Origin of the sequence: Bradyrhizobium sp. CW1 (genome assembly GCF_023100665.1) — a bacterium.
Classification (GTDB): Bacteria; Pseudomonadota; Alphaproteobacteria; order Rhizobiales; family Xanthobacteraceae; genus Bradyrhizobium; species Bradyrhizobium canariense_D.
Map to the genome: position 1 here is coordinate 6,079,329 of NZ_CP064684.1, position 24,530 is coordinate 6,103,858.

22 protein-coding genes are annotated in these 24,530 nt (G+C 64.1%); 5 read left to right on the plus strand and 17 right to left on the minus strand.

Translation table 11 applies throughout. The annotated features are described in order from the left end of the window. Positions 1 to 177: 177 nt before the first annotated feature. Together IVB54_RS29605 and IVB54_RS29610 are read left to right on the plus strand one after the other, a co-directional pair. Positions 178 to 681 (plus strand): DUF1993 domain-containing protein, encoded by a 504-nt coding sequence (locus IVB54_RS29605; RefSeq protein ID WP_018454975.1) that lies wholly within the window; start codon positions 178 to 180, stop codon positions 679 to 681. 183 nt (positions 682 to 864) lie between these two features. Next, entirely contained in the window at positions 865 to 1,965 is a 1,101-nt protein-coding gene (locus IVB54_RS29610) for an alkene reductase (RefSeq protein ID WP_018454976.1), read from the plus strand. 188 nt (positions 1,966 to 2,153) lie between these two features. Here the strand turns inward: IVB54_RS29610 and IVB54_RS29615 are convergent, their stop codons facing one another. The 7 genes from IVB54_RS29615 to glpD all read right to left on the minus strand — a co-directional run bounded on the left by IVB54_RS29615 (position 2,154) and on the right by glpD (position 9,857). Beyond that, the gene (locus tag IVB54_RS29615; protein ID WP_039799251.1) at positions 2,154 to 3,896 is read right to left on the minus strand and encodes an ABC transporter substrate-binding protein; all 1,743 of its coding nucleotides are present in this window, start codon (positions 3,894 to 3,896) and stop codon (positions 2,154 to 2,156) included. A 127-nt stretch (positions 3,897 to 4,023) separates the two neighbouring features. Next, a complete protein-coding gene (locus IVB54_RS29620; RefSeq protein WP_018454978.1) occupies positions 4,024 to 4,353 on the minus strand; it encodes a DUF2160 domain-containing protein in 330 nt (109 codons plus the stop codon). Positions 4,354 to 4,364: 11 nt separating this feature from the next. Further along, on the minus strand, positions 4,365 to 5,171 hold the full coding sequence (locus tag IVB54_RS29625) for a carbohydrate ABC transporter permease (protein ID WP_018454979.1): 807 nt from the start codon (positions 5,169 to 5,171) through the stop codon (positions 4,365 to 4,367). Continuing rightward, positions 5,171 to 6,073 carry a sugar ABC transporter permease gene (locus IVB54_RS29630; RefSeq protein ID WP_018454980.1) on the minus strand — a complete coding sequence of 301 codons (903 nt, stop codon included), beginning with the start codon at positions 6,071 to 6,073 and terminating at the stop codon, positions 5,171 to 5,173. Before IVB54_RS29630 ends, IVB54_RS29625 begins: the two co-directional genes overlap by 1 nt. Next, complete coding sequence (locus tag IVB54_RS29635) at positions 6,073 to 7,158, minus strand: ABC transporter ATP-binding protein (RefSeq protein WP_247776569.1); 1,086 nt, start codon at positions 7,156 to 7,158, stop codon at positions 6,073 to 6,075. The genes IVB54_RS29630 and IVB54_RS29635 overlap by 1 nt, the downstream gene beginning before the upstream one ends. Before the next feature lie 12 nt (positions 7,159 to 7,170). After that, a complete protein-coding gene (locus IVB54_RS29640) occupies positions 7,171 to 8,310 on the minus strand; it encodes an ABC transporter ATP-binding protein (RefSeq protein WP_247776570.1) in 1,140 nt (379 codons plus the stop codon). Next, positions 8,307 to 9,857 carry a glycerol-3-phosphate dehydrogenase gene (gene glpD, locus IVB54_RS29645; protein ID WP_085361305.1) on the minus strand — a complete coding sequence of 517 codons (1,551 nt, stop codon included), beginning with the start codon at positions 9,855 to 9,857 and terminating at the stop codon, positions 8,307 to 8,309. The genes IVB54_RS29640 and glpD overlap by 4 nt, the downstream gene beginning before the upstream one ends. Positions 9,858 to 10,087: 230 nt before the next feature. On the opposite strand from glpD, the gene IVB54_RS29650 reads away from it, so the two are divergent. Together IVB54_RS29650 and IVB54_RS29655 are read left to right on the plus strand one after the other, a co-directional pair. Beyond that, a complete protein-coding gene (locus IVB54_RS29650) occupies positions 10,088 to 10,366 on the plus strand; it encodes a type II toxin-antitoxin system Phd/YefM family antitoxin (RefSeq protein WP_018454984.1) in 279 nt (92 codons plus the stop codon). Beyond that, complete coding sequence (locus IVB54_RS29655) at positions 10,363 to 10,788, plus strand: type II toxin-antitoxin system VapC family toxin (RefSeq protein ID WP_018454985.1); 426 nt, start codon at positions 10,363 to 10,365, stop codon at positions 10,786 to 10,788. Before IVB54_RS29650 ends, IVB54_RS29655 begins: the two co-directional genes overlap by 4 nt. A 2-nt stretch (positions 10,789 to 10,790) precedes the next feature. Here IVB54_RS29655 and IVB54_RS29660 read toward each other — a convergent pair whose 3' ends face one another. Together IVB54_RS29660 and IVB54_RS29665 are read right to left on the minus strand one after the other, a co-directional pair. Next, complete coding sequence (locus IVB54_RS29660) at positions 10,791 to 11,633, minus strand: DeoR/GlpR family DNA-binding transcription regulator (RefSeq protein ID WP_018454986.1); 843 nt, start codon at positions 11,631 to 11,633, stop codon at positions 10,791 to 10,793. Between the two features lie 91 nt (positions 11,634 to 11,724). After that, positions 11,725 to 12,399 (minus strand): HAD-IA family hydrolase, encoded by a 675-nt coding sequence (locus tag IVB54_RS29665; protein WP_018454987.1) that lies wholly within the window; start codon positions 12,397 to 12,399, stop codon positions 11,725 to 11,727. A 154-nt stretch (positions 12,400 to 12,553) separates the two neighbouring features. Between IVB54_RS29665 and IVB54_RS29670 the strand changes: the two genes are divergently transcribed. Continuing rightward, on the plus strand, positions 12,554 to 13,030 hold the full coding sequence (locus IVB54_RS29670; RefSeq protein WP_026232853.1) for a nuclear transport factor 2 family protein: 477 nt from the start codon (positions 12,554 to 12,556) through the stop codon (positions 13,028 to 13,030). 230 nt (positions 13,031 to 13,260) lie between these two features. Here the strand turns inward: IVB54_RS29670 and IVB54_RS29675 are convergent, their stop codons facing one another. From IVB54_RS29675 to IVB54_RS29710, 8 genes are all read right to left on the minus strand, one after another. Further along, a complete protein-coding gene (locus tag IVB54_RS29675) occupies positions 13,261 to 13,452 on the minus strand; it encodes a hypothetical protein (RefSeq protein WP_018454989.1) in 192 nt (63 codons plus the stop codon). A gap of 222 nt (positions 13,453 to 13,674) precedes the next feature. Beyond that, the gene (locus IVB54_RS29680) at positions 13,675 to 14,085 is read right to left on the minus strand and encodes an acyl-CoA thioesterase (RefSeq protein WP_018454990.1); all 411 of its coding nucleotides are present in this window, start codon (positions 14,083 to 14,085) and stop codon (positions 13,675 to 13,677) included. A 36-nt stretch (positions 14,086 to 14,121) separates the two neighbouring features. After that, entirely contained in the window at positions 14,122 to 16,218 is a 2,097-nt protein-coding gene (locus IVB54_RS29685) for a 3-hydroxyacyl-CoA dehydrogenase NAD-binding domain-containing protein (protein WP_247776571.1), read from the minus strand. 2 nt (positions 16,219 to 16,220) lie between these two features. Beyond that, positions 16,221 to 17,504: an acetyl-CoA C-acetyltransferase gene (locus tag IVB54_RS29690; RefSeq protein ID WP_018454992.1), complete on the minus strand. Its 1,284-nt coding sequence runs from the start codon at positions 17,502 to 17,504 to the stop codon at positions 16,221 to 16,223. After that, entirely contained in the window at positions 17,504 to 19,771 is a 2,268-nt protein-coding gene (locus tag IVB54_RS29695; RefSeq protein ID WP_018454993.1) for an acyl-CoA dehydrogenase, read from the minus strand. The genes IVB54_RS29690 and IVB54_RS29695 overlap by 1 nt, the downstream gene beginning before the upstream one ends. Before the next feature lie 176 nt (positions 19,772 to 19,947). Next, positions 19,948 to 20,571: a flavin reductase family protein gene (locus IVB54_RS29700; protein ID WP_026232855.1), complete on the minus strand. Its 624-nt coding sequence runs from the start codon at positions 20,569 to 20,571 to the stop codon at positions 19,948 to 19,950. A gap of 178 nt (positions 20,572 to 20,749) precedes the next feature. Continuing rightward, the gene (locus IVB54_RS29705; RefSeq protein WP_247363620.1) at positions 20,750 to 21,349 is read right to left on the minus strand and encodes a TetR/AcrR family transcriptional regulator; all 600 of its coding nucleotides are present in this window, start codon (positions 21,347 to 21,349) and stop codon (positions 20,750 to 20,752) included. A gap of 34 nt (positions 21,350 to 21,383) precedes the next feature. Continuing rightward, positions 21,384 to 24,521, minus strand: coding sequence for an efflux RND transporter permease subunit (locus tag IVB54_RS29710; RefSeq protein ID WP_018454996.1), 3,138 nt, complete (start codon positions 24,519 to 24,521; stop codon positions 21,384 to 21,386). Between the last annotated feature and the right edge of the window lie 9 nt (positions 24,522 to 24,530).

Here is a 24,530-nt window from a genome sequence, read left to right on the forward strand (position 1 = left end):
TGGATCGCCCGGTCAACCGGGCGATGACACGAGGGTATGACGCCGATAGCACCACAGCCCGCTCGGTAGAATTTTCGCACTGCACAAGCCCCTCCGGCGATTGTATTTTTCCATGACGTTCCCATGTGAGTAGCTCAGGTTTCTCCTGAGATTTCCCACTTTTGAAGCGAGCATCACATGTCCTTCCACGACGCCGTCGTTCCTGCCTATTTGCAAATGTTGAACAGCCTGATCGGCCTGCTCACGAAAGCCGAAGCGCATTGTGCGGCCAAGAAGGTCGACCCCAGCGTCCTGCTGGGCTCCCGCCTGTTTCCGGACATGCTGCCGCTCTCGAAGCAGATCCAGCTGGTCAGCGATTTCGCAGCCAAAGGTTGCGCCCGGCTGACCCATAGCGACGTGCCCTCCACACCGGACACCGAGACCAGCTTTGCGGAGTTGAAGCAGCGCCTGGCGAAGACCATCGACTACGTGAAATCGTTCAAGCCCGAGCAGTTCGAGGGCGCCGACACCAAGGACGTCACCTTCCCGGCCGGCCCCGACAAGTCCATCACCATGAAGGGCCAGCAATTCCTGAGCGCGTTCTCGCTGCCGAACTTCTATTTCCACGCCGCAACCGCCCACGGCCTTCTGCGCCACGCCGGCGTCGAGATCGGCAAGCGCGATTTCCTCGGCGCGAACTGAAAGGCGATTATTCAGACGGCCGCGGCGGGAGATCCAATCTGCTGCTGCGGCTGAAATTGCACATGCTTTATGCTGCGCGGCTCGGCTGCGCATCTCGCCTGCAGTTTCTGTATGGCTCCTCCCTTGCGCTGATTGCCGCAATGCACAAGTGTTCCGGATCTCTCACCGCCTGGAAGCATTCTCATGAGCCGTTCGACCAAATTGTTTGAGACCTACAAGCTCGGCCCGATCACGCTGGCGAACCGTTTCGTGATGGCGCCGCTGACGCGCAACCGCGCCGTTCCCGGCACCTTCGTACCGGGCGCGCTCGCCGCTGACTATTACGCCCAGCGTGCCTCGGCGGGGCTTCTGATTACCGAAGCGAGCCAGGTCTCACAGCAGGGCCAAGGCTACCAGGACACCCCCGGCATCTACTCAAAGGACCAGGTCGCCGGCTGGCGCACGGTCACCGATCAGGTGCATCAGCGCGGCGGCAAGGTCTTCATCCAGCTCTGGCATGTCGGCCGCATCTCGCATGTCGACCTTCAGGCCAATGGCGCAGCCCCGGTGGCGCCGAGCGCGATCCGCGCCAAGGGCAAGACTTTCGTCAACGGCACTTTCGCCGACGTCTCCGAGCCCCGTGCGCTCGAGCTCTCCGAAATTCCAGGCATCATCGACGATTTCAGGCGCGCCACGAAGAATGCGCTCGAAGCCGGCTTCGATGGCGTCGAGATCCACGGCGCCAACGGCTATCTGCTCGAGCAATTCGCCAAGGACGGCACCAACAAGCGTACCGACGCCTATGGCGGCTCGATCGAGAACCGCGCGCGGCTGATGCTCGAGGTCTCCAGGGCCGTCGTCGCCGAGGCCGGCGCTGATCGCACCGGCATCCGCATCTCGCCGGTGACGCCGGCCAACGACATCTCGGATTCGAACCCGCAAGCCTTGTACGACCATATCGTCGACGGCCTCGCCGCGCTCAAGCTCGTCTATCTCCATGTCGTCGAAGGCGCCACCGGCGGTTCGCGCGACATCGCGCCGTTCGACTATGCGGGCCTGCGCAAGCGCTTCCCCGGCGCCTACATCGCCAACAACGGCTATGATTTCGACCTCGCTGCCAAGGTGCTCGAGGCGAACGCGGCCGATCTCATCGCCTTCGGCAAGCCGTTCATCTCCAATCCCGATCTGGTCGAGCGGCTGAAGCAGGGCGCGGCGCTGAACGACTGGGACAAGAACACGTTCTACGGCGGCGGCGCGAAGGGATACACGGACTATCCGACGCTGGCGGCTGAGCCGGCGGAATAAGGCGTCGTTGTCGCTCCATCCTCCGTCATTGCGAGGAGCGAAGCGACGAAGCAATCCAGACTACCTCCGTGGAAAGACTCTGGATTGCTTCGCTTCGCTCGCAATGACGTGTGGAAGCAAAATCCACGACAATAAAAAGAAAAAAGGCCGGGATTGCTCCCGGCCTTTCGTCGTTATGCTGATGTGCCTTACTGCAGCGAAGCGCGCTTCGGGGGCTGTGCCGGCCACGACTTGATCAGAGTGTCGTAGTCGACCGTCTCACCCTTCGGCTTCTCGTTGGCGAGCTTGCGCTGCGGGGCAATCGTGCCGTCCTTCTGGGCCTTGGCGAACCAGAACTCGGCCGACTCCTTCTTGTGCAGCTTCGGACCGCAGGCGCCCTGCACGCCCGACTTCTCCAGACGCTCCATGACGGAGTCCTGGGCCGCGGCAAGCGAGTCCATCGCGGCCTGCGGCGTCTTGGCACCGGACGACGCATCGCCGATGTTCTGCCACCACAGCTGCGCCAGCTTCGGATAGTCGGGCACGTTGTTGCCGGTCGGGGTCCACTGCACGCGCGCGGGCGAGCGGTAGAACTCGATCAGGCCGCCGAGCTTCGGCGCACGCTCGGTGAACGACTTGTCCCAGATGTCGGATTCACGGATGAACGTGAGACCGACATGGCTCTTCTTCAGCGACACCGTCTTGGAGACGATGAACTGGAGATAGAGCCAGGCCGCCTTGCGGCGATCCGGGGGAGTCGATTTGAGCAGCGTCGCCGAACCCGCATCCTGGTAGCCGAGCTTCATGCCTTCCTTCCAGTACGAACCGTGCGGCGACGGAGCCATACGCCACTTCGGCGTACCGTCCGCGTTCATCACGGCGATGCCCGGCTTCACCATGTCGGCGGTGAAGGCGGTGTACCAGAACATCTGCTGGGCGATGTTGCCCTGCGCCGGCACCGGACCCGACTCGGAGAAGGTCATGCCCTGGGCCTGCGGCGGAGCATACTTCTTCATCCACTCGAGGTACTTGGTGATCGAGTAGACCGCGGCCGGACCGTTGGTGTCGCCGCCACGCTCGACCGAGGAGCCGACCGGACGGCAGCCTTCCATGCGGATGCCCCATTCGTCGACCGGCAGACCGTTCGGGATGCCCTTGTCGCCGTTACCGGCCATCGACAGCCAGGCGTCGGTGAAACGCCAGCCGAGCGACGGGTCCTTCTTGCCATAGTCCATATGGCCATAGACCTTGACGCCGTTGATCTCCTTGATGTCGTTGGTGAAGAACTCGGCGATGTCTTCGTAGGCTGACCAGTTCACGGGCACGCCGAGCTCGTAGCCATACTTGGCCTTGAACTTGGCCTTGTAGTCGGCGTTGGTGAACCAGTCGTAGCGGAACCAGTAAAGGTTCGCGAACTGCTGGTCGGGCAGCTGATAGAGCTTGCCGTCCGGCGCCGTGCCGAACGACTTGCCGATGAAGTCGTTGACGTCGAGCATGGGGTCGGTGACGTCCTTGCCCTCGCCGGTCATATAGTCCGACAGCGCGATGGTCTGGCCGTAGCGGAAGTGGGTGCCGATCAGATCGGAATCGTTGATCCAGCCGTCGTACACGTTCTTGCCGGACTGCATCTGGGTCTGCAGCTTCTCGACGACGTCACCTTCCTGGATGATGTCGTGCTTGAGCTTGATGCCGGTGAGCTCGGAGAACGCCTTGGCCAGCGTCTGCGACTCATATTCGTGGGTCGTGATGGTTTCGGAGACCACGTTGATCTCCATTCCCTTGAAGGGCTCGGCGGCCTTGGCGAACCACTCCAGCTCCTTCTTCTGGTCTTCCTTCGACAGCGTCGAGGGCTGGAATTCCGCGATCCACTTCTGGATCGCGGCGTCGTCGGCGGCGCGCACCGGCGCCGAGACGGCCAGCGACACCGCGACGATGGCGGCGACGCTGGACATCGTCAGAAAGCTATTCTTGGTCAATGGACGTTCCCTTCTCCTAAACTGCCGCATGTTATTCCTCCGTTGCAGCGACAAACTTTTTACAGGCCCGGGTTGGTCCCGGATCTGGCCGTTCCTTCGCGGGCTAGACCGTGCGGAAAATGAGTACGGCCGTGGCCAGCGAAATTCCTGATGCGATCCAAAGGCGCGAAATTTCAACTCCGTCCTCGCCGATCGGCAGCGTGGCGAGGGGGTCGGTGCCGGCGAAGGCGATCCACAGCAAGTGGATGACCGCCGCCGTGATCAGGGAGATGAACAGGCGGTCGCCGCGCGTGGTCGGGATGCGCAGCACGCCGACGCGCTCGGCTTCGGGATAAGCCACCCCGAGCCAGGTCATCACAGCCAGCGTGCAGGCGAGCGCGACAAAAAAGATCGCCGTCGGCGGCGTCCAGGCCATCCATGCAATCCATTCCATTTGATGCCTCCCTAGACCCGACCGAGCGCGAAACCGCTCGCGATATAATTGCGGACGAACCAGATCACGAGTGCGCCCGGGATGATCGTCAGCACGCCGGCTGCCGCCAGCAGGCCCCAGTCCATGCCCGCAGCCGACACCGTGCGCGTCATGATCGCCGCGATCGGCTTGGCCGAGACCGAGGTCAGCGTGCGCGCGAGCAGCAGCTCGACCCAGGAGAACATGAAGCAGAAGAAGGCGGCGACGCCGATGCCGCTCGCAATCAGCGGCACCAGGATCTTGATGAAGAAGCGCGGGAAGGAATAGCCGTCGAGGAAGGCGGTCTCGTCGATCTCGCGCGGCACGCCGGAGACGAAGCCTTCCAGGATCCACACCGCCAGCGGGACGTTGAAGATGCAGTGCGCGAGCGCGACCGCCCAGGGCGTATCGAACAGCCCGATCGCCGAATAGAGATTGAAGAACGGCAGGGCATAGACCGCGGCCGGCGCCATGCGGTTCGAGAGCAGCCAGAAGAACAGATGCTTGTCGCCGAGGAAACGGTAGCGCGAGAACGCGTAGGCCGCCGGCAGCGCCACCGAGATCGAGATGATGGTGTTGAGGACGACATATTCCAACGAGTTGATATAGCCGGAATACCAGCTCTCATCGGTGAAGATGCGCTTGTAGTGCTGGAGCGTCGGCGCGTGCGGCCACAGCGTCATCGTCGAGACGATCTCGGCGTTGGTCTTGAAGCTCATGTTGACGAGCCAGTAGATCGGCAACAGCAGGAAGATCAAAAACAGCGCCATGATGAGGCGACGGCCGGGGATCGAGTGCATCACACGGCTCCTTCCTGCGGCTTCCGATCGCTGCCGGCGTTGGTCATGACGGTGTAGAAGATCCAGCAGACGATCAGGATGATGAGGTTGTAGACCAGCGACAGCGCGGCGGCCTTGCCGAGGTCGAACTGGCCGAGCGCGATCTTGACCAGCTCGATCGACACGAAAGTCGTCGAATTGCCGGGCCCCCCACCAGTCACCACGAACGGTTCGGTGTAGATCATGAAACTGTCCATGAAGCGCAGCAGCACCGCGATCAGCAGCACGCGGTTCATCTTCGGCAGCTGGATCGCCTTGAACACGGCCCAACGCGAGGCGCCATCGATCTGCGCCGCCTGGTAATAAGCCTCCGGGATCGACTTAAGTCCGGCATAGCACAGCAGCGCGACCAGGCTGGTCCAGTGCCAGACGTCCATCACGATGACCGTGACCCAGGCGTCGATGTCGTTGGAGACGTAATTATAATCGATGCCGGTCGCATTGAGGACATAGCCGAGCAGGCCGATGTCGGGACGGCCAAAGATCTGCCAGATCGTGCCGACCACGTTCCACGGGATCAGCAGCGGCAACGCGAGGATGACGAGGCAGGCCGCAACCGTCCAGCCCTGGCGCGGCATCGAGAGCGCGACGACGATGCCGAGCGGCACCTCGATCGCGAGGATCACCAGCGAGAAGAACAGATTGCGGCCGAGCGAAGCCAGGAAGCGGCCGCCGAGGTCGGTCGAAGGATCGAGCAATTCCTTGAACCAGCCGACACCGTTCCAGAAGAACTGGTTGTTGCCGAAGGTGTCCTGCATCGAATAGTTCACCACCGTCATCAACGGCAGCACTGCCGAGAAGGCGACGACCAGGAACACCGGCAGCACCAGGAACCAGGCTTTTTGGTTGATAGTCTTGTCCATCAGGCGGCTCCCTCCACCAGAAGGCTGTCGGCATAGACGTGGACGTGCGACGGATCGAATTTCAGGCCGCCCGTGCCGTCCGGGCTGGTGAAGCCGGCCGGCGCGCGCGCCGCGAGCTTGGCGTCACCGAGCCGCGCGCGCGCGAAGCGGATGCGGCCGAGGTCGTCGACGCGTTCGATCTTCGCACTGAGCAGGCCGGGCGCCGGCGCGACGGCCTCAACGAATTCCGGACGGACGCCGATCTCGATCTTCGCGCCAGCAGGCAGCTTGTCGTAGCTGCGGTTGAGCGCGATCACATGACCGCCGATCTTGGCCTCACGGCCCCTCACCTCGGCCGACAGGATGTTCATGCCGGGCGAGCCGATGAAATAGCCGACGAACGTGTGCGCCGGCTTGTCGAACAACTCGGCCGGCGTGCCGCTCTGCACCACGCGGCCGTCATGCATGACCACCACGGTGTCGGCGAAGGTCAGCGCCTCGGTCTGGTCGTGGGTGACGTAGATCATCGTCAGGTCGAGCTCGCGATGCAGCGCCTTCAACTTGGAGCGGAGCTGCCATTTCAGCTCGGGGTCGATCACGGTGAGCGGCTCGTCGAACAGCACGGCGGCAACGTCGGAGCGTACCAGGCCGCGGCCGAGCGAGATCTTCTGCTTGGCATCGGCCGTGAGCCGCGTCGCCTTGCGGTTCAGATAGGGCTCGAGGTCGAGCAAGCGGCCGATCTCGGCGACCCGCTTGTCGATCTCAGCCTTCGGCACGCCGCGGTTCTTCAGAGGGAACGCCAAATTTTGCCCCACCGTCATGGTGTCGTAGATCACCGGAAACTGGAACACCTGGGCGATGTTGCGCTTCTGGGTTGACAGCGGTGTGATGTCCTCGCCGTCGAACAGGATTTTCCCCCGCGACGGCGTGATGATGCCGGAGATGACGTTGAGCAGCGTGGTCTTGCCGCAGCCGGACGGCCCGAGCAGCGCATAGGCGCCGCCCTGCCGCCAGGTCATGGTGACAGGCTTGAGAGCAAAGCTGTCCTGCGGGGCATCATTGCCGCCGTAGGAGTGGGCGAGATCGACGAGGTCAATGCGGGCCATGTCGCATCCCCCTCAGGCTTTTTTCTTTGACGCGTTTTCTTCACGCGAACCGCTCGGCACTTCGCTTGAAAACGCTATGGGACCGGGTGCCGCGACCAGCCGGTCGGCAGCATCGAAAACGAACACGTCGTTGGGATCGAGCACGGCATCGAGCGTCTGGCCGGGCTCGAATTCGTGCACGCCGTGCAGCACCGCCACCCAGTTCGATCCGTCGCGGGTCAGATGCACGAAACTCTCCGAACCGGTGATCTCGGTCACCGTTACCGTCGCATGGAAGGCGTGGCGGTCAGTCTCGCCATTGGCAAGTGCGAGCTGATGGGCGCGAAATCCGACGCGATAGGCGCCGTCCGCGAGCGAGGAATAGAGACCGGACGCCGGCGCGGCAATGCCGCCCGCATATTGCACGGAACCGTTCTTCTTCTCGATGCCGACGAGATTCAGCGGCGGATCGGAGAACACCTGCGCGACCCGCAAGGTCTGCGGATGACGGTAGACCTTTGGAGTCTCGCCGATCTGGAGCGCCTCTCCCTGCCACATGCACACCGTGTTGCCGCCGAGCAGCAGCGCCTCGGTCGGCTCGGTGGTGGCATAGACGAAGATCGCGCCGGAGGCCTCGAAGATGCGCGGCAGCTCGGTGCGCAGTTCCTCGCGCAGCTTGTAGTCGAGATTGGCGAGCGGCTCGTCGAGCAGCACGAGGTCGGCGCCCTTCACCAGCGCGCGCGCCATCGCAGTTCGCTGCTGCTGGCCGCCGGAAAGCTGGAGCGGCGTGCGCTTCAGGAACGGCTCGAGCCGGAGCAGCCGGGCGGCTTCCGCAACGCGCGCCTCGATTTCGGCGCGCGGCTTGCCCTGCACGCGCAAAGGCGAAGCGATGTTCTCGTAGACCGACAGCGAGGGGTAGTTGATGAACTGCTGATAGACCATGGCGACCGAGCGCTGGCGCACGTCGACCCCGGTGACGTCCTTGCCGTTGACCAGCAGCTTGCCCGATGTCGGTTTGTCCAGGCCAGCGAGCAGCCGCATGATCGAGGTCTTGCCCGACAGCGTCGGCCCGAGCAGCACGTTGAGCGTGCCGCTCTCGAGCGTCAGCGAGACGTCGCGGATGTGTGGGACCCAGTCGACAGTCCGGGTCACGTGATCGAGTGTCACCGTCATGAGCGTCCTCCGGCTTCCAGCAGGGGACTTTGCTGCACGGCGTGGGTCCTGATCCAGTCGTCCAGCGCCGCGATCTCGTCGGCACTTAGTCGCAGGCCGAGCTTGGAACGGCGCCAGACGATATCTTCGGCGGTGACGGCCCATTCGTTGGCGATGAGATAGCGGACTTCGCGCTCGGTCAGCGTCGCACCGAAGGCCTGGCCGAGATCGACCGCCGATTTCGCATCCCCAAGCAGCTTGATCGCCCTCGTGCCATAGGCGCGCGCCAGGCGCCGCGCATGCTCGTGGCTGAGGAAAGGATAGCCGCGCTGAAGCTCGGCGATCAGGCCGTCGACATCGGACACGCCCATGTCGCCGCCGGGCAGCGGCCATTTGCCGGTCCAGCCTTCGCGTGCTTTCGCACTGCGAAGATAGGGCGCGAGCCGCTCCAGCGCCTCCTCGGCGAGACGGCGATAGGTCGTGATCTTGCCGCCATAGATCGACAGCAGCGGCACGCCGCCGGGCGTGTCGAGTTCGAACACATAGTCGCGCGTCGCGGCCTTGGCTTCGCTGGCCCCGTCGTCATAGAGCGGACGTACGCCGGAGTAGGTCCAAACCACGTCATCGGGCGTGACAGGCTTGGCCAGATATTCGCTCGCCGCCGTGCAGAGATACTGGATCTCTTCGGCCGTCGCCTTCACCTTGGCGGGATCGCCGTCATAGTCGCGGTCGGTGGTGCCGATCAGCGTAAAATCGTCCTGATAGGGAATGACGAAGATGATGCGGCCATCTGCATTCTGGAACATGTAGGCGCGGTCGTGGTCGTAGAGTTTTTTCACGACGATGTGCGAGCCCTGCACCAGGCGCACCTTGGCTTTCGCGTTGACGCCGGCGCCGCGGCCGAGCACATCCTCGACCCAGGGCCCGCCGGCATTGACAACCGCACGGGCCTGGATCGACGAGCGCGCGCCTGTCAGCGTGTCGATCATGCTGACGGTCCAGATGCCGTCTGACTGTTTGATATCCGTCGCGCGAGTGCGGGTGCGGATCTCGGCGCCCTTGTCGGCGGCATCGCGTGCGTTGAGCACGACGAGACGGGCGTCGTCGACGAAGCAGTCGGAATATTCGAACGCGCGGCCGTAGCGGTTCGGGATCAGCGGGCGGCCGACCTCGTCGCGTCGGAGGTCAACCGAGCGCGTCGCCGGCAACAGATGACGGCCACCGATGTGGTCATAGAGAAAGAGGCCGAGGCGCAGCAGCCAGGCTGGCCGCAGGCCCGCATGGTGCGGCAAAACGAAACGCAGGGGGCGAATGATGTGCGGCGCGATGCCCCAGAGAATCTCGCGCTCGATCAGCGCCTCGCGAACCAGCCGGAACTCGTAATATTCGAGATAGCGCAGGCCGCCATGCACCAGCTTGGTCGACCAGGACGACGTCCCGCTCGCCAGATCGTTCATTTCGCACAGGAAAACCGTGTTGCCGCGGCCCACCGCGTCGCGCGCGATGCCGCAGCCGTTAACACCGCCTCCGATAATGGCGAGGTCGAAAATACGATCCAACAGACGCATCCCCCGGCGACCGCCCGTTCAATCGAGCGGTTACTTTCGCTTTTGATTAGATCACACCAGAAAACGAAAGCAAGATGAAAGAGGAGAGAAACGAAGTGAAAGCGGAACTTTTAAGCGGGCACACGGGGGGCGAAATAGGCAGTTCAGGAGGGATTTGAGCGGCATTATTGCTCTTGAAAAGTCGTCGATGACCCTTATTAGTAAGAATAGTCATATTGGTCGTTGTTTGCATGACGGAACACACTGCACCAGATTCACCAGCGACGGACTCGTGGACGCTTGCCAACGCCAAGGCCCGGCTCTCCGAGGTGATCGATCGTGCCCAAGCCGGCCCGCAAATCATCACCCGACACGGCAAGCCCAACGCGGTGATCGTTTCCGTCGAGGAATGGGCGCGCAAGACGGCGCGCAAAGGTACCTTGGCCGAATTCCTGCTGGCTTCGCCGCTGCGCAGCGGCGACCTCGAGCTTGAACGCGTTCACGACGCGCCGCACGACGAGCTGCCGTGAATCTACTGCTCGACACCAACGTGTTGTCGGAGGTCCAGAGGCCCGCCCCTTCGCCGAAAGTCTTGTCATGGCTTGATACGATCGACGAGGATCGTGCGTTCATCAGCGCGGCATCGATCGCCGAGCTTCGTCGCGGCATCGCGTTGCTGGAGGACGGCCGTCGCCGTGCAGCACTGGCCGCCTGGCTTGCCCGCGATCTGCCGGAGCGTTTTGCCGGGCGCACACTGCCGATCGACCACGCGGTCGCGGAACGCTGGGGTGACCTGATGGCTCAGAGTCGCAGAAGCGGTCTCGCATTGTCTGTCATGGACGGCTTCTTTGCCGCGACCGCGCTGGCAAACAACCTCATGCTCGTCACGCGCAATGTGAAGGATTTTGCGGTATTCGGCGTGCCGCTGCTGAACCCGTGGGACAACCCATAGTCCTACCTCAGCCGCACCACCGGCGCGGCCTCGGGCGCTTCTTGTGCCTCGGCCTGAGCCTCATCGACGTCCGCCCCCTTCGGCATCGCGGCCATCACCTCGATGCCCTTGCCGTGGCAGATGGTGGCGAGGCGCTCTGGCAATTCCTGGTCGGTGACGAAGGTCTGGATCTGGCTGATATGCGCGATGCGGACCGGCGCGCTGCGCCGGAGCTTGGTGGAATCAGCGACCAGCATGACGCTGCGGGCGTTGGCGATGATGGCCTGCGCCACCTGCACCTCGCGATAGTCGAAGTCGAGCAGCGCGCCCTCCTCGTCGATCGCGGACGCTCCGATGATGGCATAGTCGACCTTGAACTGGCCGATCAGCTGCGTCGCGGTCGAGCCGACCACCGCGCCGTCGGCGCGCCGCACCGTGCCGCCGGCGACCACCACCTCGATGCGGGGATGACGATAGAGCAGCATGGCGACGTTCAGATTGTTGGTGATAACGAGGAGGTCCTCGTGCGAGGTCAGCGCGCTCGCGACCTCCTCGGTCGTGGTGCCGATGTTGATGAAGAGCGAGCAGCCGTTCGGGATCAGCGAGGCGGCCGCGGCTCCAATCGCCTTCTTCTCGTCGGCGGCGACGAAGCGCCGCGCCTCGTAGGCGAGGTTTTCGACGCCGGATGCGATGATGGCGCCGCCATGAATGCGGGTCAGCGAGCGCCGCTCACAGAGGTCGTTGAGATCCTTGCGGATGGTCTGCGCCGAGACCTCGAACCGGCGCGCCAGCTCCTCGACCATGACGCGGCCCGAGGCTCGCGCGATGTTGAGGATTTCGGCTTGGCGATGGGTCAGTCCGGTCACGGCGATGGCCTCAAGTCAGGAAGCTGCATGGTGCGGCGGTTCGCGCGCTCGGTCAATGCGCGCGCCGATCACGGTTAACGGACCAAGGTCCTCACCACGCCATTGCGGCGGCGAGACGCGCCAGCAGCTCCGGATCGTCGAAGGCGCTGGCGGAGGCGATGGCCCCGGCGGCGACGAGATCAGCATGGCTGAGGCTGGTCCGGATACCGATGGTCGGAATGCCGGCCGCTGCGGCCGATTGCACGCCGGTGCGGGAGTCCTCGAACGCGATCGAGGCCATGGCGCTGGCGCCGGCAAAGCGCAACCCTTCCTGATAAGGCAGCGGATGCGGCTTGCCGTGCAACAGCTCGGCACCGATCACGAGCGCCTTGAAGCGGTGCGTGATGCCGAGGCCGGACAGCAGCAGCTCCGCATTGAGCCGCGGGGCATTGGTCACGGCAACCATGGGAATACCGGCCGCATCCGCCCTGTCGAGCAGCGCCATCAGGCCCGGCAGCGGCTCGATCTGCCCGGCAACAAGCGTGCGGAAGACTTCCTCCTTCTCATCGAGGATCAAGGCACGCCGTTCGGGCGCCTCGTCGGGCAGAAAACGCTCGCCGATCGATACATTCGCGAAGCCTTGCAGCTCTCTGGAGAAGCGCGCGTGATCGAAGACGTGGCCGCGAGGGCCGAGCACCAGATTGAACGCCTTCAAGTGCAGCGGATCGGTGTTGGCGAGCGTACCGTCGATGTCGAACAGCAACGCCCTGCCGATAGCCTCGATCATGTCCGTACTTTCCCGAATATATGACGCATCAATACGAAAGCCGTATCAATACAGCGTCAATCGCGCAATGACGCACGTGCATGACCAATACGCGACCCTCGACAAAGTCGCGTGCGACTGCAACACTCCATGCAAGACCAAAAAGGAGGAAACGATGACGATCAACCGACGCGATCTCGCTCTCTCGACTCTTGCCGTCCCAGCTCTTGCCGTCTCCACTCTTGCAGTTTCAGCGCTCACGACACCGGTGCTGGCGGCCTCGGCCGACGAGGAAGCCGTGGCGAAGAAGGTCGAGGCGTTCCGTCTCGCCCAGATCGCGGCCGATCCCAAGGCGCTCGGCGCACTCTGCGCCGAAGAGGTGAGCTACAGCCATTCCAGCGGCAAGGTCGAGGACAAGGCGACCTTCATCGCCAACGCCACCGACGGCAAATCCAAATTCCTGTCGATCGAGTACAAGGACCCGACCATCAAGGTCGTCGGCCCCGCCGCGATCGTGCGCTTCCACTGGGTGGCGGAACAAGAGATGGCGGCTGATGGGAAAAAAGTGCCGACCAACCTTCACATCCTGATGAACTGGCAGAAGCAGGGCGACGACTGGAAGCTGCTCTCACGGGCGGCGACGAAGTTGTGAACAACGGCTCTTCCCCTCTCCGTTGCGGGAGAGGGTGGCTTCGCGAAGCGAAGTCGGGTGAGGGGTTTCTGTCCGACAACGAATCCTCTCGCATTGGAATTCGCGGAGACGACCCCTCATCCGGCGCTACGCGCCACCTTCTCCAACAAGGCGAGAAGGGAAGGCAGAGTTCGCGGCAAAAGATTCCCACCTCTCGGGCCACACGCGGCCCGGAATGACCCGCGGGAGGACTAAGCCGCTTCCTTCACATCACCGTTAACCAGCTTGCGCGCGGCGCGCTCGGCTTCGCGGGCGTTGCGGAAGAGCTGGCCTTCGAGACGGTTGAAGCGGCTGGACGAGGCGAAAAAGCAGTAGCCTCCCTGGGAACGAACGACGATACCTGCGGTCTGCGAATCGACTTCGATGATGTAGCTGTCCGGCATGGTCCGTGGATTCCTCAGTGCGGGCAAACAACGGCAGTTCTGCCCAAAGGTTCCTGGGCATTTTGACGCCGTTTCCACCCCGGATCGACACGCGACGGAGTACGCCGGGACCTCATCCGTTTTATGACTGGTTCTTGGCAAAGCCGCGGCGGCGGGACTCAGTCGCGCCGCGTTTGGTGTTGCCGCACGCATCAGACAGATGAGGCGCAACGCCGCGTGCGATTACGTCGCGATCGCGGTGTCGGTCGGGCGAACCGGCTGCGGGCGGCCGTGCTCGTCGATCGAGACGTAGGTGAAGTTGCCGTCGGTGACGAGGAACGGTTGCTGCTCGCCGCGGCGCAGCGCCCATGCTTCCAGATGCACGGTGATGGAGGTGCGCCCGACGCGAACGAGGTGGGCGTGGACCGAAACGAGATCGCCGACATAGACGGCCTTGCGGAAATTCATCGCCTCGATGGCGACGGTCACGGTGCGCGACTTCGCGACCTTTGACGCAAACACGCCGCCGCCGACGTCCATCTGGCTGAGCAGCCAGCCGCCGAAGATGTCACCGTTGGCGTTGGTGTCGGCAGGCATCGCCAGCGTGCGAATGCAGAGATCGCCGCCCGGCCCGGCATCGGCTTGCTCGTTCATGCCGCTCTCACTTGAAGATTGCTCACTTGAAATTGCTCACTTGAAATTGTCCCAGCCCGGATCCGGCGCAAAGCGCTCGCCGAATCTTCCGGCCAGCGCGCGCAAGGTGGATACGACATGATCGACGCCACGCGTGCGCGCATAATTCAACGGGCCGCCACGGAACGGTGCATAACCGGTGCCGAAGATCATGGCGCCGTCGACCATGTCGGCATCATCCACGATACCCTCGCGAAGCGCCGCGACGCAGACGTTGGACATCGGCAGCACCAGGCGGTCGATCATCTGGTCGGTGACGCGCGGACCGGTCTCGGGCAACGGCGCCTTCTCGGCCTTGCCGTCACGCCAGACGTAAAAGCCCTTGCCGGTCTTGCGGCCGAGTTCGCCCTTGGCGACCTTCTCGCGCAGCCAGGCCGGCGTCGGCGGCAGCAGATCGCCGAACTTGGTGCGCAGCATGTCGCCGACATCGAGACAAATGTCGAGCCCGACCTGGTCGGCCAGTTCGATCGGCCCCATCGGCATGCCGAACTGCTCCGCGGCGGCGTCGATCAGGCGCTGGTCGATCTTCTCGTCCAGCATCACCATCGCTTCCAGCATGTAAGGCGTCAGCGCGCGGTTGACGAGGAAGCCCGGCGAGCTCTTCACCGGCAACGGCAGCCGATCGATCGCGCCGACGAAGGCGAGTGCCTCCTTCAGCACCTGCGTATCGTTACCGTCATGGCTGACGACTTCGACCAGTTGCAACCGCGACACCGGGTTGAAGAAGTGGAGACCGACCAGCCGCTCCGGCCGCGCCAGCGTGGTGCGCAAATCCTGCAGCGGAATGCTCGACGTGTTGGTCGCGAGGATCGCGCCCGGCTTCATTCGCGGCTCGAGGCCGGCATAGACCTTCTGCTTGAGCTCGAGCTTCTCCGGGACCGCCTCGATGATGAGATCGGCGTTGCGGACGCCCTCCCCATCCATGTCAGGCATGAGGCGATCGAGCGCGTCGCGCACCTCGGTCGGCTTGCGGATGATCTTGCCGTAGAGCTCGGCGGCGCGCTTGACTGCGCCCGCGATCGGCTCCGCCTTCATGTCGGCGAGCGAGACGCGCACCCCCTGCCCCGCGCACCAGGCCGCGATGTCGCCGCCCATGGCGCCCGCGCCGATGACGTGGGCATGCCTGATCGTGTTGCCGGAGCCTGCCGCTTTCTTCATCTGCTCGCGCAGGAAGAACACGCGGATCAAATTCTGCGCGGTCGGCGTCACCATCAGCTTGGCGAACGAGGCCTGCTCTGCCCCGAGCATCGCGGCCTTGCTGCCGCCATGGGTCTCCCAGAGATCGATCAAGGCATAGGGCGCCGGATAATGCTCGCGGGACGCGGCCTTCGCCGCCTCCGATCGCATCCGTTTGGCCAGCAGCCCGCGCACCGGGCCGAAATTCGCCGCACGCGTCAGAAAACCCGGCCGCGCCCTCTTGAGGCGGCCGAACAGCGCATCCTTGACGGCATTGCGAACGTGGCGCTCCTGCGTCACGGTGTCGACGAGGCCGAGCGATCTGGCGCGGCGGGCATCGATGGTGCGGCCGGTCAGCATCAGGGCCATCGATTGTGTCGGATTGACCAGCGCAGTGAAACGCGCGGTGCCGCCGAGACCGGGATGTAGCCCCAGCATCACCTCAGGGAAACCGAAGCGCGCGCCGTCGATCGCGATGCGCGATTGGCAGGCGAGCGCGACTTCGAGCCCGCCGCCGAGGCAGAAGCCGTGGATCACCGCGACCGTCGGCAGCTTCAGCGCTTCAAGATGATCGACCACCGCATGGGCGGCGCGGATCCGCGTCTCCACCATCCCGGCGTCACTGGCGCCGCGAAATTCGTTGACGTCGGCGCCCGCGATGAAGCCGGACGGCTTTGCGGAGCGGATCACGAGGCCGGCAGGGCGCTCGGTCTCGATCGCCGCCAGCACGGCGTCGAACTCCTCCATCACCTCCGAGGACAGCGTGTTGGCGCTGGCGTCAGTGCGGTCAAACAGCAGCCAGGCGACACCGTCGGCGTCGCGCGTCAGCTTGAAGTGCTTGTAGGGACGATCGGCGGCGGGCTTGGGCCCGAGCTCCAGCACGCCGTCGCCGAGCGCGGTCATGATCCTGGAATCCATGGTCATACCGCCTCGATCAGCATGGCGCCGCCGAGCCCGCCGCCGATGCATTCGGTGGCAACGCCGCGCCGCGTGCCGAGCCGCTTCATGGTGTTGACGAGATGCAGCACGATGCGATTGCCGGACGTGCCGACGGGATGCCCGAGCGAGATAGCGCCGCCATCGACGTTGAGTTTGTCGCGGTCGACCTCGCCGGCAGCGCCGTCCAGTCCCAAAATCTCGCGGCAGAACTTGTCGTCATTCCAGGCGGCGAGGCAGCCGAGCACTTGGGTGGCGAACGCCTCGTTGAGCTCCCAGGTCTCGACGTCCTGGATGGTGAGATCATTGCGCTTCAGTAACGGCGTCGCCGACATCACAGGACCGAGACCCATGATGCTTGGATCGAGTGCGGCCCAGTTGCTGTCGACGATGACGGCCTTCGGCGTCAGCTTGTGCCTGGCGACCGCTTCGTCGGACGCCAGGATCACCCAGGACGCGCCATCGGTGATCTGCGAGGAATTGCCGGCGGTGACCTGGCCCCAGGGACGCTCGAACACGGGCCGGAGTTTTGCGAGCCTCTCGGCCGTCGAGTCCGGACGCACGCCATCATCATGGTCGAAGAATTTTCCGTCGCGGGAGAACGCGGTTTCGACTTCGCCCTTGAGAAAACCTTCCGCCTGCGCATGCGCGAGCCGGCGATGGCTCTCGGCGGCATAGGCATCGGACTGCGCACGGGTGATGCCGAAGAGATGGCCGACGACTTCGGCCGTCTGGCCCATGTTGAGATCGGTAATAGGATCGGTCAGCCCGCGCTCGAGGCCGATGATCGGTTTGAGATAGCGCGGCCGCAGCTTGAAGGCCGCGGCAAGCTTCGCGGCGACGCCCTTGGCGGTGGCGAGGCCGGCGAACCAGCGCACGCCGGAATTGGGCCAGACCAGCGGCGCGTGGCTCAAGGCCTCGGTGCCGCCGGCCAGGATCATGTCGGCATGGCCCTCGCGGATGTAGCGGTACGCGGTGTCGATCGACTGCATGCCGGATCCGCAATTGATCTGAACGGTGAAGGCGACCATGTCCTCGCCCATGCCGAGCCGGAGCGCGGCGACGCGAGCCGGGTTCATTTCGTCCGCGATCACGTTGACGCAGCCGAGGATGACCTGGTCGAAGGTATCAGGCGAAAACGGCTGACGCGCCAGCAGTGGCCGGCCGCATTGCACGGCGAGATCGACCGGCGTGAACGGCCCCGGCCCCGAACGCGCCTTCAAAAACGGCGTCCGACTGCCGTCGACGATGAAAACCGGTCGTGCCATCAGCTCGCCGCCCTTTGTTCACCGAGTTCCTGGAAGAACTGATGCACGTCGCCGGTTTTCTTGTAAATCGGCGACAGCGCCTCCGGCGCAAAATCGTCGACCTCGATCACCTTTGTAACGGCTTCGCGGGCCGCGGCCAGCTGCTCGCCCTCCGCCTGCGTGATCACACCCTTGGCCACCGCATCCTTCCAGTCGCTCAGATGAGCCGCGCGCATGCGCCTGGCGATGGCGTCCGCACCTGCGATCAGGTTGAACGCGCGCTCCAGCCGGGCGAAGCCGCCATCGTCGTCGACATAAGCGAGATCGGGCGTGAGGCGGTCGCGCGCGGCCGACGGCTCCAGCACGAGGCTCGCGCATTGATGCACGACCCGGTCGGAGGGACCCAGCACGCGGGCGCCGAAGGGCTGGACCACGAATTTGAGGATGCCTGCGACGAAGCGGTTCGGCAGATTGGCGAGAATCTCGGCAAGCCGGTTCTCGATGGTCCGAAAGCCCGTCGCCATGCACCATTCGAGCGCGGCAAAATCCTCCTTCTGCCGGCCCTCGTCCTGCCAGCGCTTCAGCGCGGCAGAGAGCAGATACAGCTCGGACAGGATGTCGCCGAAGCGCGCCGACAGCATCTCTTTGCGCTTGAGCGCGCCGCCGAGCGTCAACAGCGCCATATCGGCGCAGAGGGCAAAAGCCGCCGAGTAGCGCGAGAGCTGACGATAGAATGGCCTGGCGTCACCCGCATCGGGTGCAAGCGCGAAGACACCAAAGCTCCAGCTCCGGCCGAACGCGCGCAAGAGTGTCTCGAAGCTGTGGCCGACATGTTTCCAGAACACCTTGTCGAAGGCGGTGAGCCCGCGCTCGCGATCGGCATCGGCAAGCGCATTCATCTCGTCGAGCAGATAGGGATGGGCGCGGATGGCGCCCTGTCCGAACACGATGAGATTGCGGGTGAGGATATTGGCGCCCTCGACGGTGATGCCGACCGGAACGGCGCGGTGGAGATTGCCGAGATAGTTTTGCGGACCGTCGATCACGGCCTTGCCGCCATGGATGTCCATAGCGTCGTCGACCGCGGTGCGCATCCGCTCGGTCGCGTGCAGCTTCATGATGCCCGAGATGACGGCGGGATGGATCCCGGCATTCAGTGCCGCGCAGGTCAGCCGTCGCGCCGCGTCGAGCTGATAGGCAGTGGCGACAATGCGGGCGAGCGGCTCCTCGACGCCCTCGAATTTGGAGATGGAGATGCCGAACTGCTCGCGGATGCGGGCATAGGCGCCGGTGGTGCGGGCGGCATAGGCGGCGCCGGCGGCGGAGAGCGACGGCAACGAGATGCCGCGGCCGGCGGCGAGCGCCGTCATCAGCATCTTCCAGCCCTGCCCCAGCCGCGCCTGGCCGCCGATGACGTAGTCGAGCGGAATGAAAACGTCGCGGCCCCAGTTCGGACCGTTCTGGAAGACCTGCATCGAGGGCAAATGGCGTTTGCCGATTTCGACGCCGGGAAGATTGGTCGGGATCAGCGCCACGCTGATGCCGAGCTCTTCCTGGTCGCCGACGAGATAATCGGGATCATAGGCCTTGAAGGCGAGGCCAAGCAGCGTCGCGACGGGGCCGAGCGTGATGTAGCGCTTGTGCCAGTTGAGCTTCAGGCCCAGCACCTCCTGGCCCTCGAAGGTGCCTTTGCAGATGATGCCGGTGTCGACCATCGAGGCGGCATCAGAGCCGGCCTCGGGGCTGGTGAGGCCGAAGCAGGGAATGTCGCGGCCATCGGCAAGACGCGGCAGCCAGCGCTGCTGCTGCTCCTTCGTGCCGAAGTGCATCAGGAGCTCGCCGGGGCCCAACGAGTTCGGCACCATCACCGTCACCGCGGCGGCGATCGAGCGGGTCGATATCTTGCGCACCACTTCCGAATGCGCATAGGGCGAGAAGCCGAGGCCGCCGAACTCCTTCGGAATGATCATGCCGAAGAATTTTTCGCGCTTGACGAAGTGCCAGACATCGGGCGGCAGGTCGCGCCATTCCCAAAAGATCTTCCACTCGTCGAGCATGGCGCAAAGCTCGTCGACGGGGCCGTTGAGGAAGGCCCGCTCCTCTTCGGTCAGCGTTGCCTGCGGGACCTTCAGCAGCTTCGACCAATCGGGGTTGCCGGTGAAGAGATCGGCGTCCCACCAGACGTCGCCGGCCTCCAGCGCCTCGCGCTCGGTGTCCGACATCGCCGGCAGCACGCCGCGCGCCCAGGAGAAAATCGGCTTGGTCAGGGTGTCGCGGCGGAAGCTCATGGCGGACCTCATGCATCGGCGCGGTGATCGGGCATTTTAGCGGAAAGTGGCCGGCGGCGGTGAAGACTTCGCCTGCGGAAAGACGCGAATTGACGCGGCCGGGCAGCCGCCCAGGGGCCATAACGGCCGAGGCGTGGTGGCAGTTCCGGGAGGGGATAGCTTCGCGGTCGGCCGGTCTAATCCGGCCGCACCATCTCGAACATGTTTTCCGGCTTGATTTCGAAATAATCCCCGCTGCGGCCGGCGCGTACGATCGGGCGGGCGGCGGCGGTCTGGTAGACGCCGTCCTTGATCATGGCCTTGTCGATGTGGACGGCAACGACCTCGCCGAGCGTCAGCCAGGCATTGGCTTCCTTGCCGTCGGCGCCCTTGAGGCGGACGATATCGGACACCTTGCATTCGAAGGCGACGGGACTCTCGCCGACGCGCGGCACGTTGACGAGCCTGCCGGGCACGGCGGTGAGGCCCGCAACTTTGAACTCGTCGACCTCAGGGCCAACATGCGCCGCAGTCGCGTTCATGTGCCTGGCCAGGTCCATGGTGGCGAGGTTCCAGACGAACTCGCCGGTCTGCTGGATGTTTTCGACCGTGTCCTTCCAGTTGGTGGAGGAGAAGCCGATGATCGGGGGGACGTAGCAGAAAGCGTTGAAGAAGCTGTAGGGCGCGAGGTTGACGTGGCCGTTGGTGTCGCGCGACGAAATCCAGCCGATCGGCCGCGGCGCGACGATGGCGTTGAAGGGATCGTGCTTGAGGCCGTGGCCCTTGGCGGGCTCGTAGAAGTGCAGGTCTTTGTCGGTCACGCGCTGTTTCCTTCTCGTCATTGCGAGCGCAGCGAAGCAATCCAAAATCCCTCCGCAGAGACAGTCTGGATTGCTTCGCAAAGCTCGCAATGACGGAGTTTGTTGATCCGTCCTTGCCCGCCATCAGCCGTCATTCCGTGGCGGTCGGCCTGCTTATAGGAGGAAATCCGCCGCCGCGTCAGTGGCGCGGGGACAATCCCGCGATGACGAAATCGATCATCTGGTCGATGGTCGGGCCCGGCTTGGTAGCGCACTGGGCGATCATCTGGGGGTGGAAAAAGCGCATCATCGCGGTGCAGGCGCACAGCGCAGCCAGTTGCAGGTCCGGCGCCTCGAACTCGCCGGAAGCCACGCCTTGCGTGATCATCTGGCCGATGACCCCGGCAATGCACTCCATGTGGTTGACGCAGACGTCCCAGTCCTCCTGCATCGCGATCTCGACCATCTCGTGCAGCTTATTGTCGCCGACATAGCGCTCGGTGTTCATGCGATTGATGGTGGTGAGCAGCTCACGGAATCGCGGCAGTACCGGACCGGGCCTGGCCACGATCCGCTGCGCTTCCAGCTCGACCTCGCCCATTAGCGAACGGGCCACCGCCTGATGGATCGCCTTCTTCGATTCGAAGAAGCGATAGACGTTGGCGGGGCTCATCTTGAGCTCCTTGGCGATGTCGCCGACCGTGGTCTTGAGATAGCCGATCTGGCGGAACAGCCTCTCGGCCACGTCGAGAATGCGTTCCCGGGTGTCGCCTTCGATATGTTCCGAAACCAGTGTCATCTGTCAGACTCGTCAATCAGCAGTTCATCTTCACTTATTCAGCCGCCTCAGCAAGCGGAATTGCGTTCTGGTCATCGCTCCCATGCTGCGGCGCGGCAGGCTGCTCGGGCGTGCCCGCCTCATCCAGGCTCTTGCGGAACCAGAGGGCGTAGAGGCCCGGCAGGTACAGCAGCGTCAGGAAGGTCGCGACGAACAAGCCACCCATGATGGTGATCGCCATCGGCCCCCAGAATGCCGAGCGCGACAGCGGGATCATGGCGAGGATGGCGGCAAGCGCCGTCAGCACCACCGGACGGGCGCGGCGGACGGTGGCCTCCACGATCGCCTCGCGGCGGGTCAGGCCGTGCGAGACGTCGGTCTCGATCTGATCCACCAGGATCACGGCGTTACGCATGATCATGCCGGCGAGCGCGATCAGGCCGAGCAGCGCCACGAAGCCGAACGGGGCGTTGGCGATGTTGAGCCCGAACGAGGCGCCGACGATGCCGAGCGGCGCAGTCAGAAACACCAGGATCAGGCGCGAGAAGCTCTGCAGCTGGAACATCAGCAGCGTCAGCATCACCATGACCATCAGCGGGAAGAGAATGAAGATCGAGGCGTTGCCCTTGGCGGATTCCTCGAACGCGCCGCCCGCCTCGATGCGGTAGGCCGGCTCCAGGTTGTCCTTGATTGCCTTCAGCTTCGGCGCGATCTGGCCGGTGACGTCGGGCGCCTGCACGCCGTCGACGACGTCGGAGCGCACGGTGATCGCCATGTCGCGGTTACGCCGCCACATGATCGGTTCCTCGTGCGCATACTCGATCTTGGCGATCTGCTGCAGCGGCACGGCCACGCCGTTGCGCGAGGTGATGGTGAGATCGCCGACGGCGCCGAGGTCGAGCCGCTCGGACGAGACGGCGCGCGCGACCACGCCGACCTTTTCGATGCCGTCGCGCACGGTCGTCACCTGCGAGCCCGAGATCAGCATCGACAGCGCCTGCGACACGTCCTGCGGGGTCAGGCCCATGGCGCGTGCGCGATCCTGGTCGACGACGAGCTTGAGGTAAGGCGACTGCTCGTTCCAATCGAGCTGGACGTCCTTGACGCTCTTGTTCTGCCGCATGACGTCGCGGACTTGGTAGGCGATCTCGCGCACCTTGTTGGCGTCGGGTCCGATGACGCGAAACTGCACGGGAAAACCAACCGGGGGACCGAAATTGAAGCGGTCGACGCGCACGCGGGCCTCGTTGAGCGCGCCGTCGGCAACGGCGTGTTCAAGCTTGGCCTTGATGCGCTCGCGCGCCTCGACCCCCTTTGCGACGATGACGATTTCGGCAAAAGCCTCGTTCGGAAGCTGCGGATTGAGGCCGAGCCAGAAGCGCGGCGAGCCCTGTCCGACATAGGCCGTGTAGGTCTCGATGTCCTTGTCGTCCTTGAGCATGGTCTCGGCCTTCTTCACCGCCTTTTCGGTGACGTTGAAGGCGGTGCCCTCGGGCAGGCGAAGCTGGAGGAACAGCTCGGGACGCTCGGACAGCGGGAAGAACTGCTGCTGGACGTGGCCGAAACCGACGATCGAGGCGATGAAGACGCCGACGGTCGCGACCACCACGGTGATGCGGTGGTCGACGCACCACTGCACGATGGCGCGCAGGCCCCGATACATGCGGGTCTCGTAGACCGCGTGCGGATCGTGATTGTGGTGCACCTTGATGTTGGGCAGCAGCATGACGCCGATATAGGGCGTGAAGATCACCGCCACGAACCAGGACGCGACCAGCGCGATCGCCACGATCCAGAAGATGCTGCCGGCATATTCGCCGACCGCGGAATTGGCAAAGCCGATGGGGAGGAAGCCAGCGGCCGTGACCAGCGTTCCCGTGAGCATCGGAAACGCAGTGGATTCCCAGGCAAAGGACGCCGCACGCATGCGGTCCCAGCCCTGCTCCATCTTCACCACCATCATCTCGACGGCGATGATGGCGTCATCCACCAGCAGGCCGAGCGCGATGATCAGCGCACCGAGCGTGATGCGGTGCAGGTCGAGCGACATCGTGTTCATGACGACGAAGACGATGCCGAGCACCAGGGGCACCGACAATGCGACCACGATGCCGGTGCGCCAGCCAAGCGCCAGGAACGACACGAACAGCACGATGACGAGGGCTTCCATGAAAGAGTGTACGAACTCGCCGACCGCGTGCTCGACCACCTTGGGCTGGTCGGCGATCAGTTTGACGTCGACGCCCTGCGGCACCGCCTTCATGAATTCAGCCGTCGCCTTCTCGACCTCCTTGCCGAGATCGAGGATGTTGGCGCCCTTGGCGGTGACGACGCCGATGCCGATCGCGGCCTTGCCTTCCTGGCGCACGACGAAACTCGGCGGGTCGACATAGCCATGGGTGACGGTGGCGATGTCGCCGAGGCGGAACACGCGACCGTTGCTCTCGACCGGGGTTTCGGCGACGGCCTTGGCGCCGTCGAGCGCACCGGTGACGCGCAGCGGCACGCGCTGCGACGAGGTCTCGACCGTGCCGGCCGGCGTCACGTTGTTCTGCTTGGCGAGCGAATCGAACAGCGCCTGCGGCGTGATGCCGAGCGTGGCGAGCTTGGCATGGCTGAACTCGACGAAGATGCGCTCATCCTGGTTGCCGTAAACGTCGACCTTGGTCACGCCCGGCACCTTCAGAAGGCGCTGACGGAAACCTTCCGAGACCTTCTTGAGCTGGGCGTAGTCGGCGCCGTCGCCCGTCATCATGTAGAGGATGGAATCGACGTCGGAGAACTCGTCGTTGACGACGGGCCCGAGAATCCCTGCGGGCAGCTGGCCCTGCACGTCGACCAGCTTCTTGCGCAGCAGATAAAAGAGATACGGCACGTCCTTCGGCGGCGTAGAATCGCGGAAGGTCACCTGGAGCGCAGTGAATCCGGGCTTGGAATAGGTCTGCACCTTCTCGAAGTAGGGCAGCTCCTGGATCTTCTTCTCGATGGGATCGGCGACCTGCGCCTGCATTTCCTGCGCTGTCGCGCCCGGCCACAGCACGGAGACGTTGACCACCTTCACCGTGAAGAACGGATCCTCGGCGCGACCGAGCTTCTGATAGGAGAAGAATCCGGCGACGCCGAGTATGAGCATCAGGAACAGGATCAGCGTCGGATGGCTGACGGCCCAGGCCGAAAGATTGAAGCGCTTCATCGCACTCTC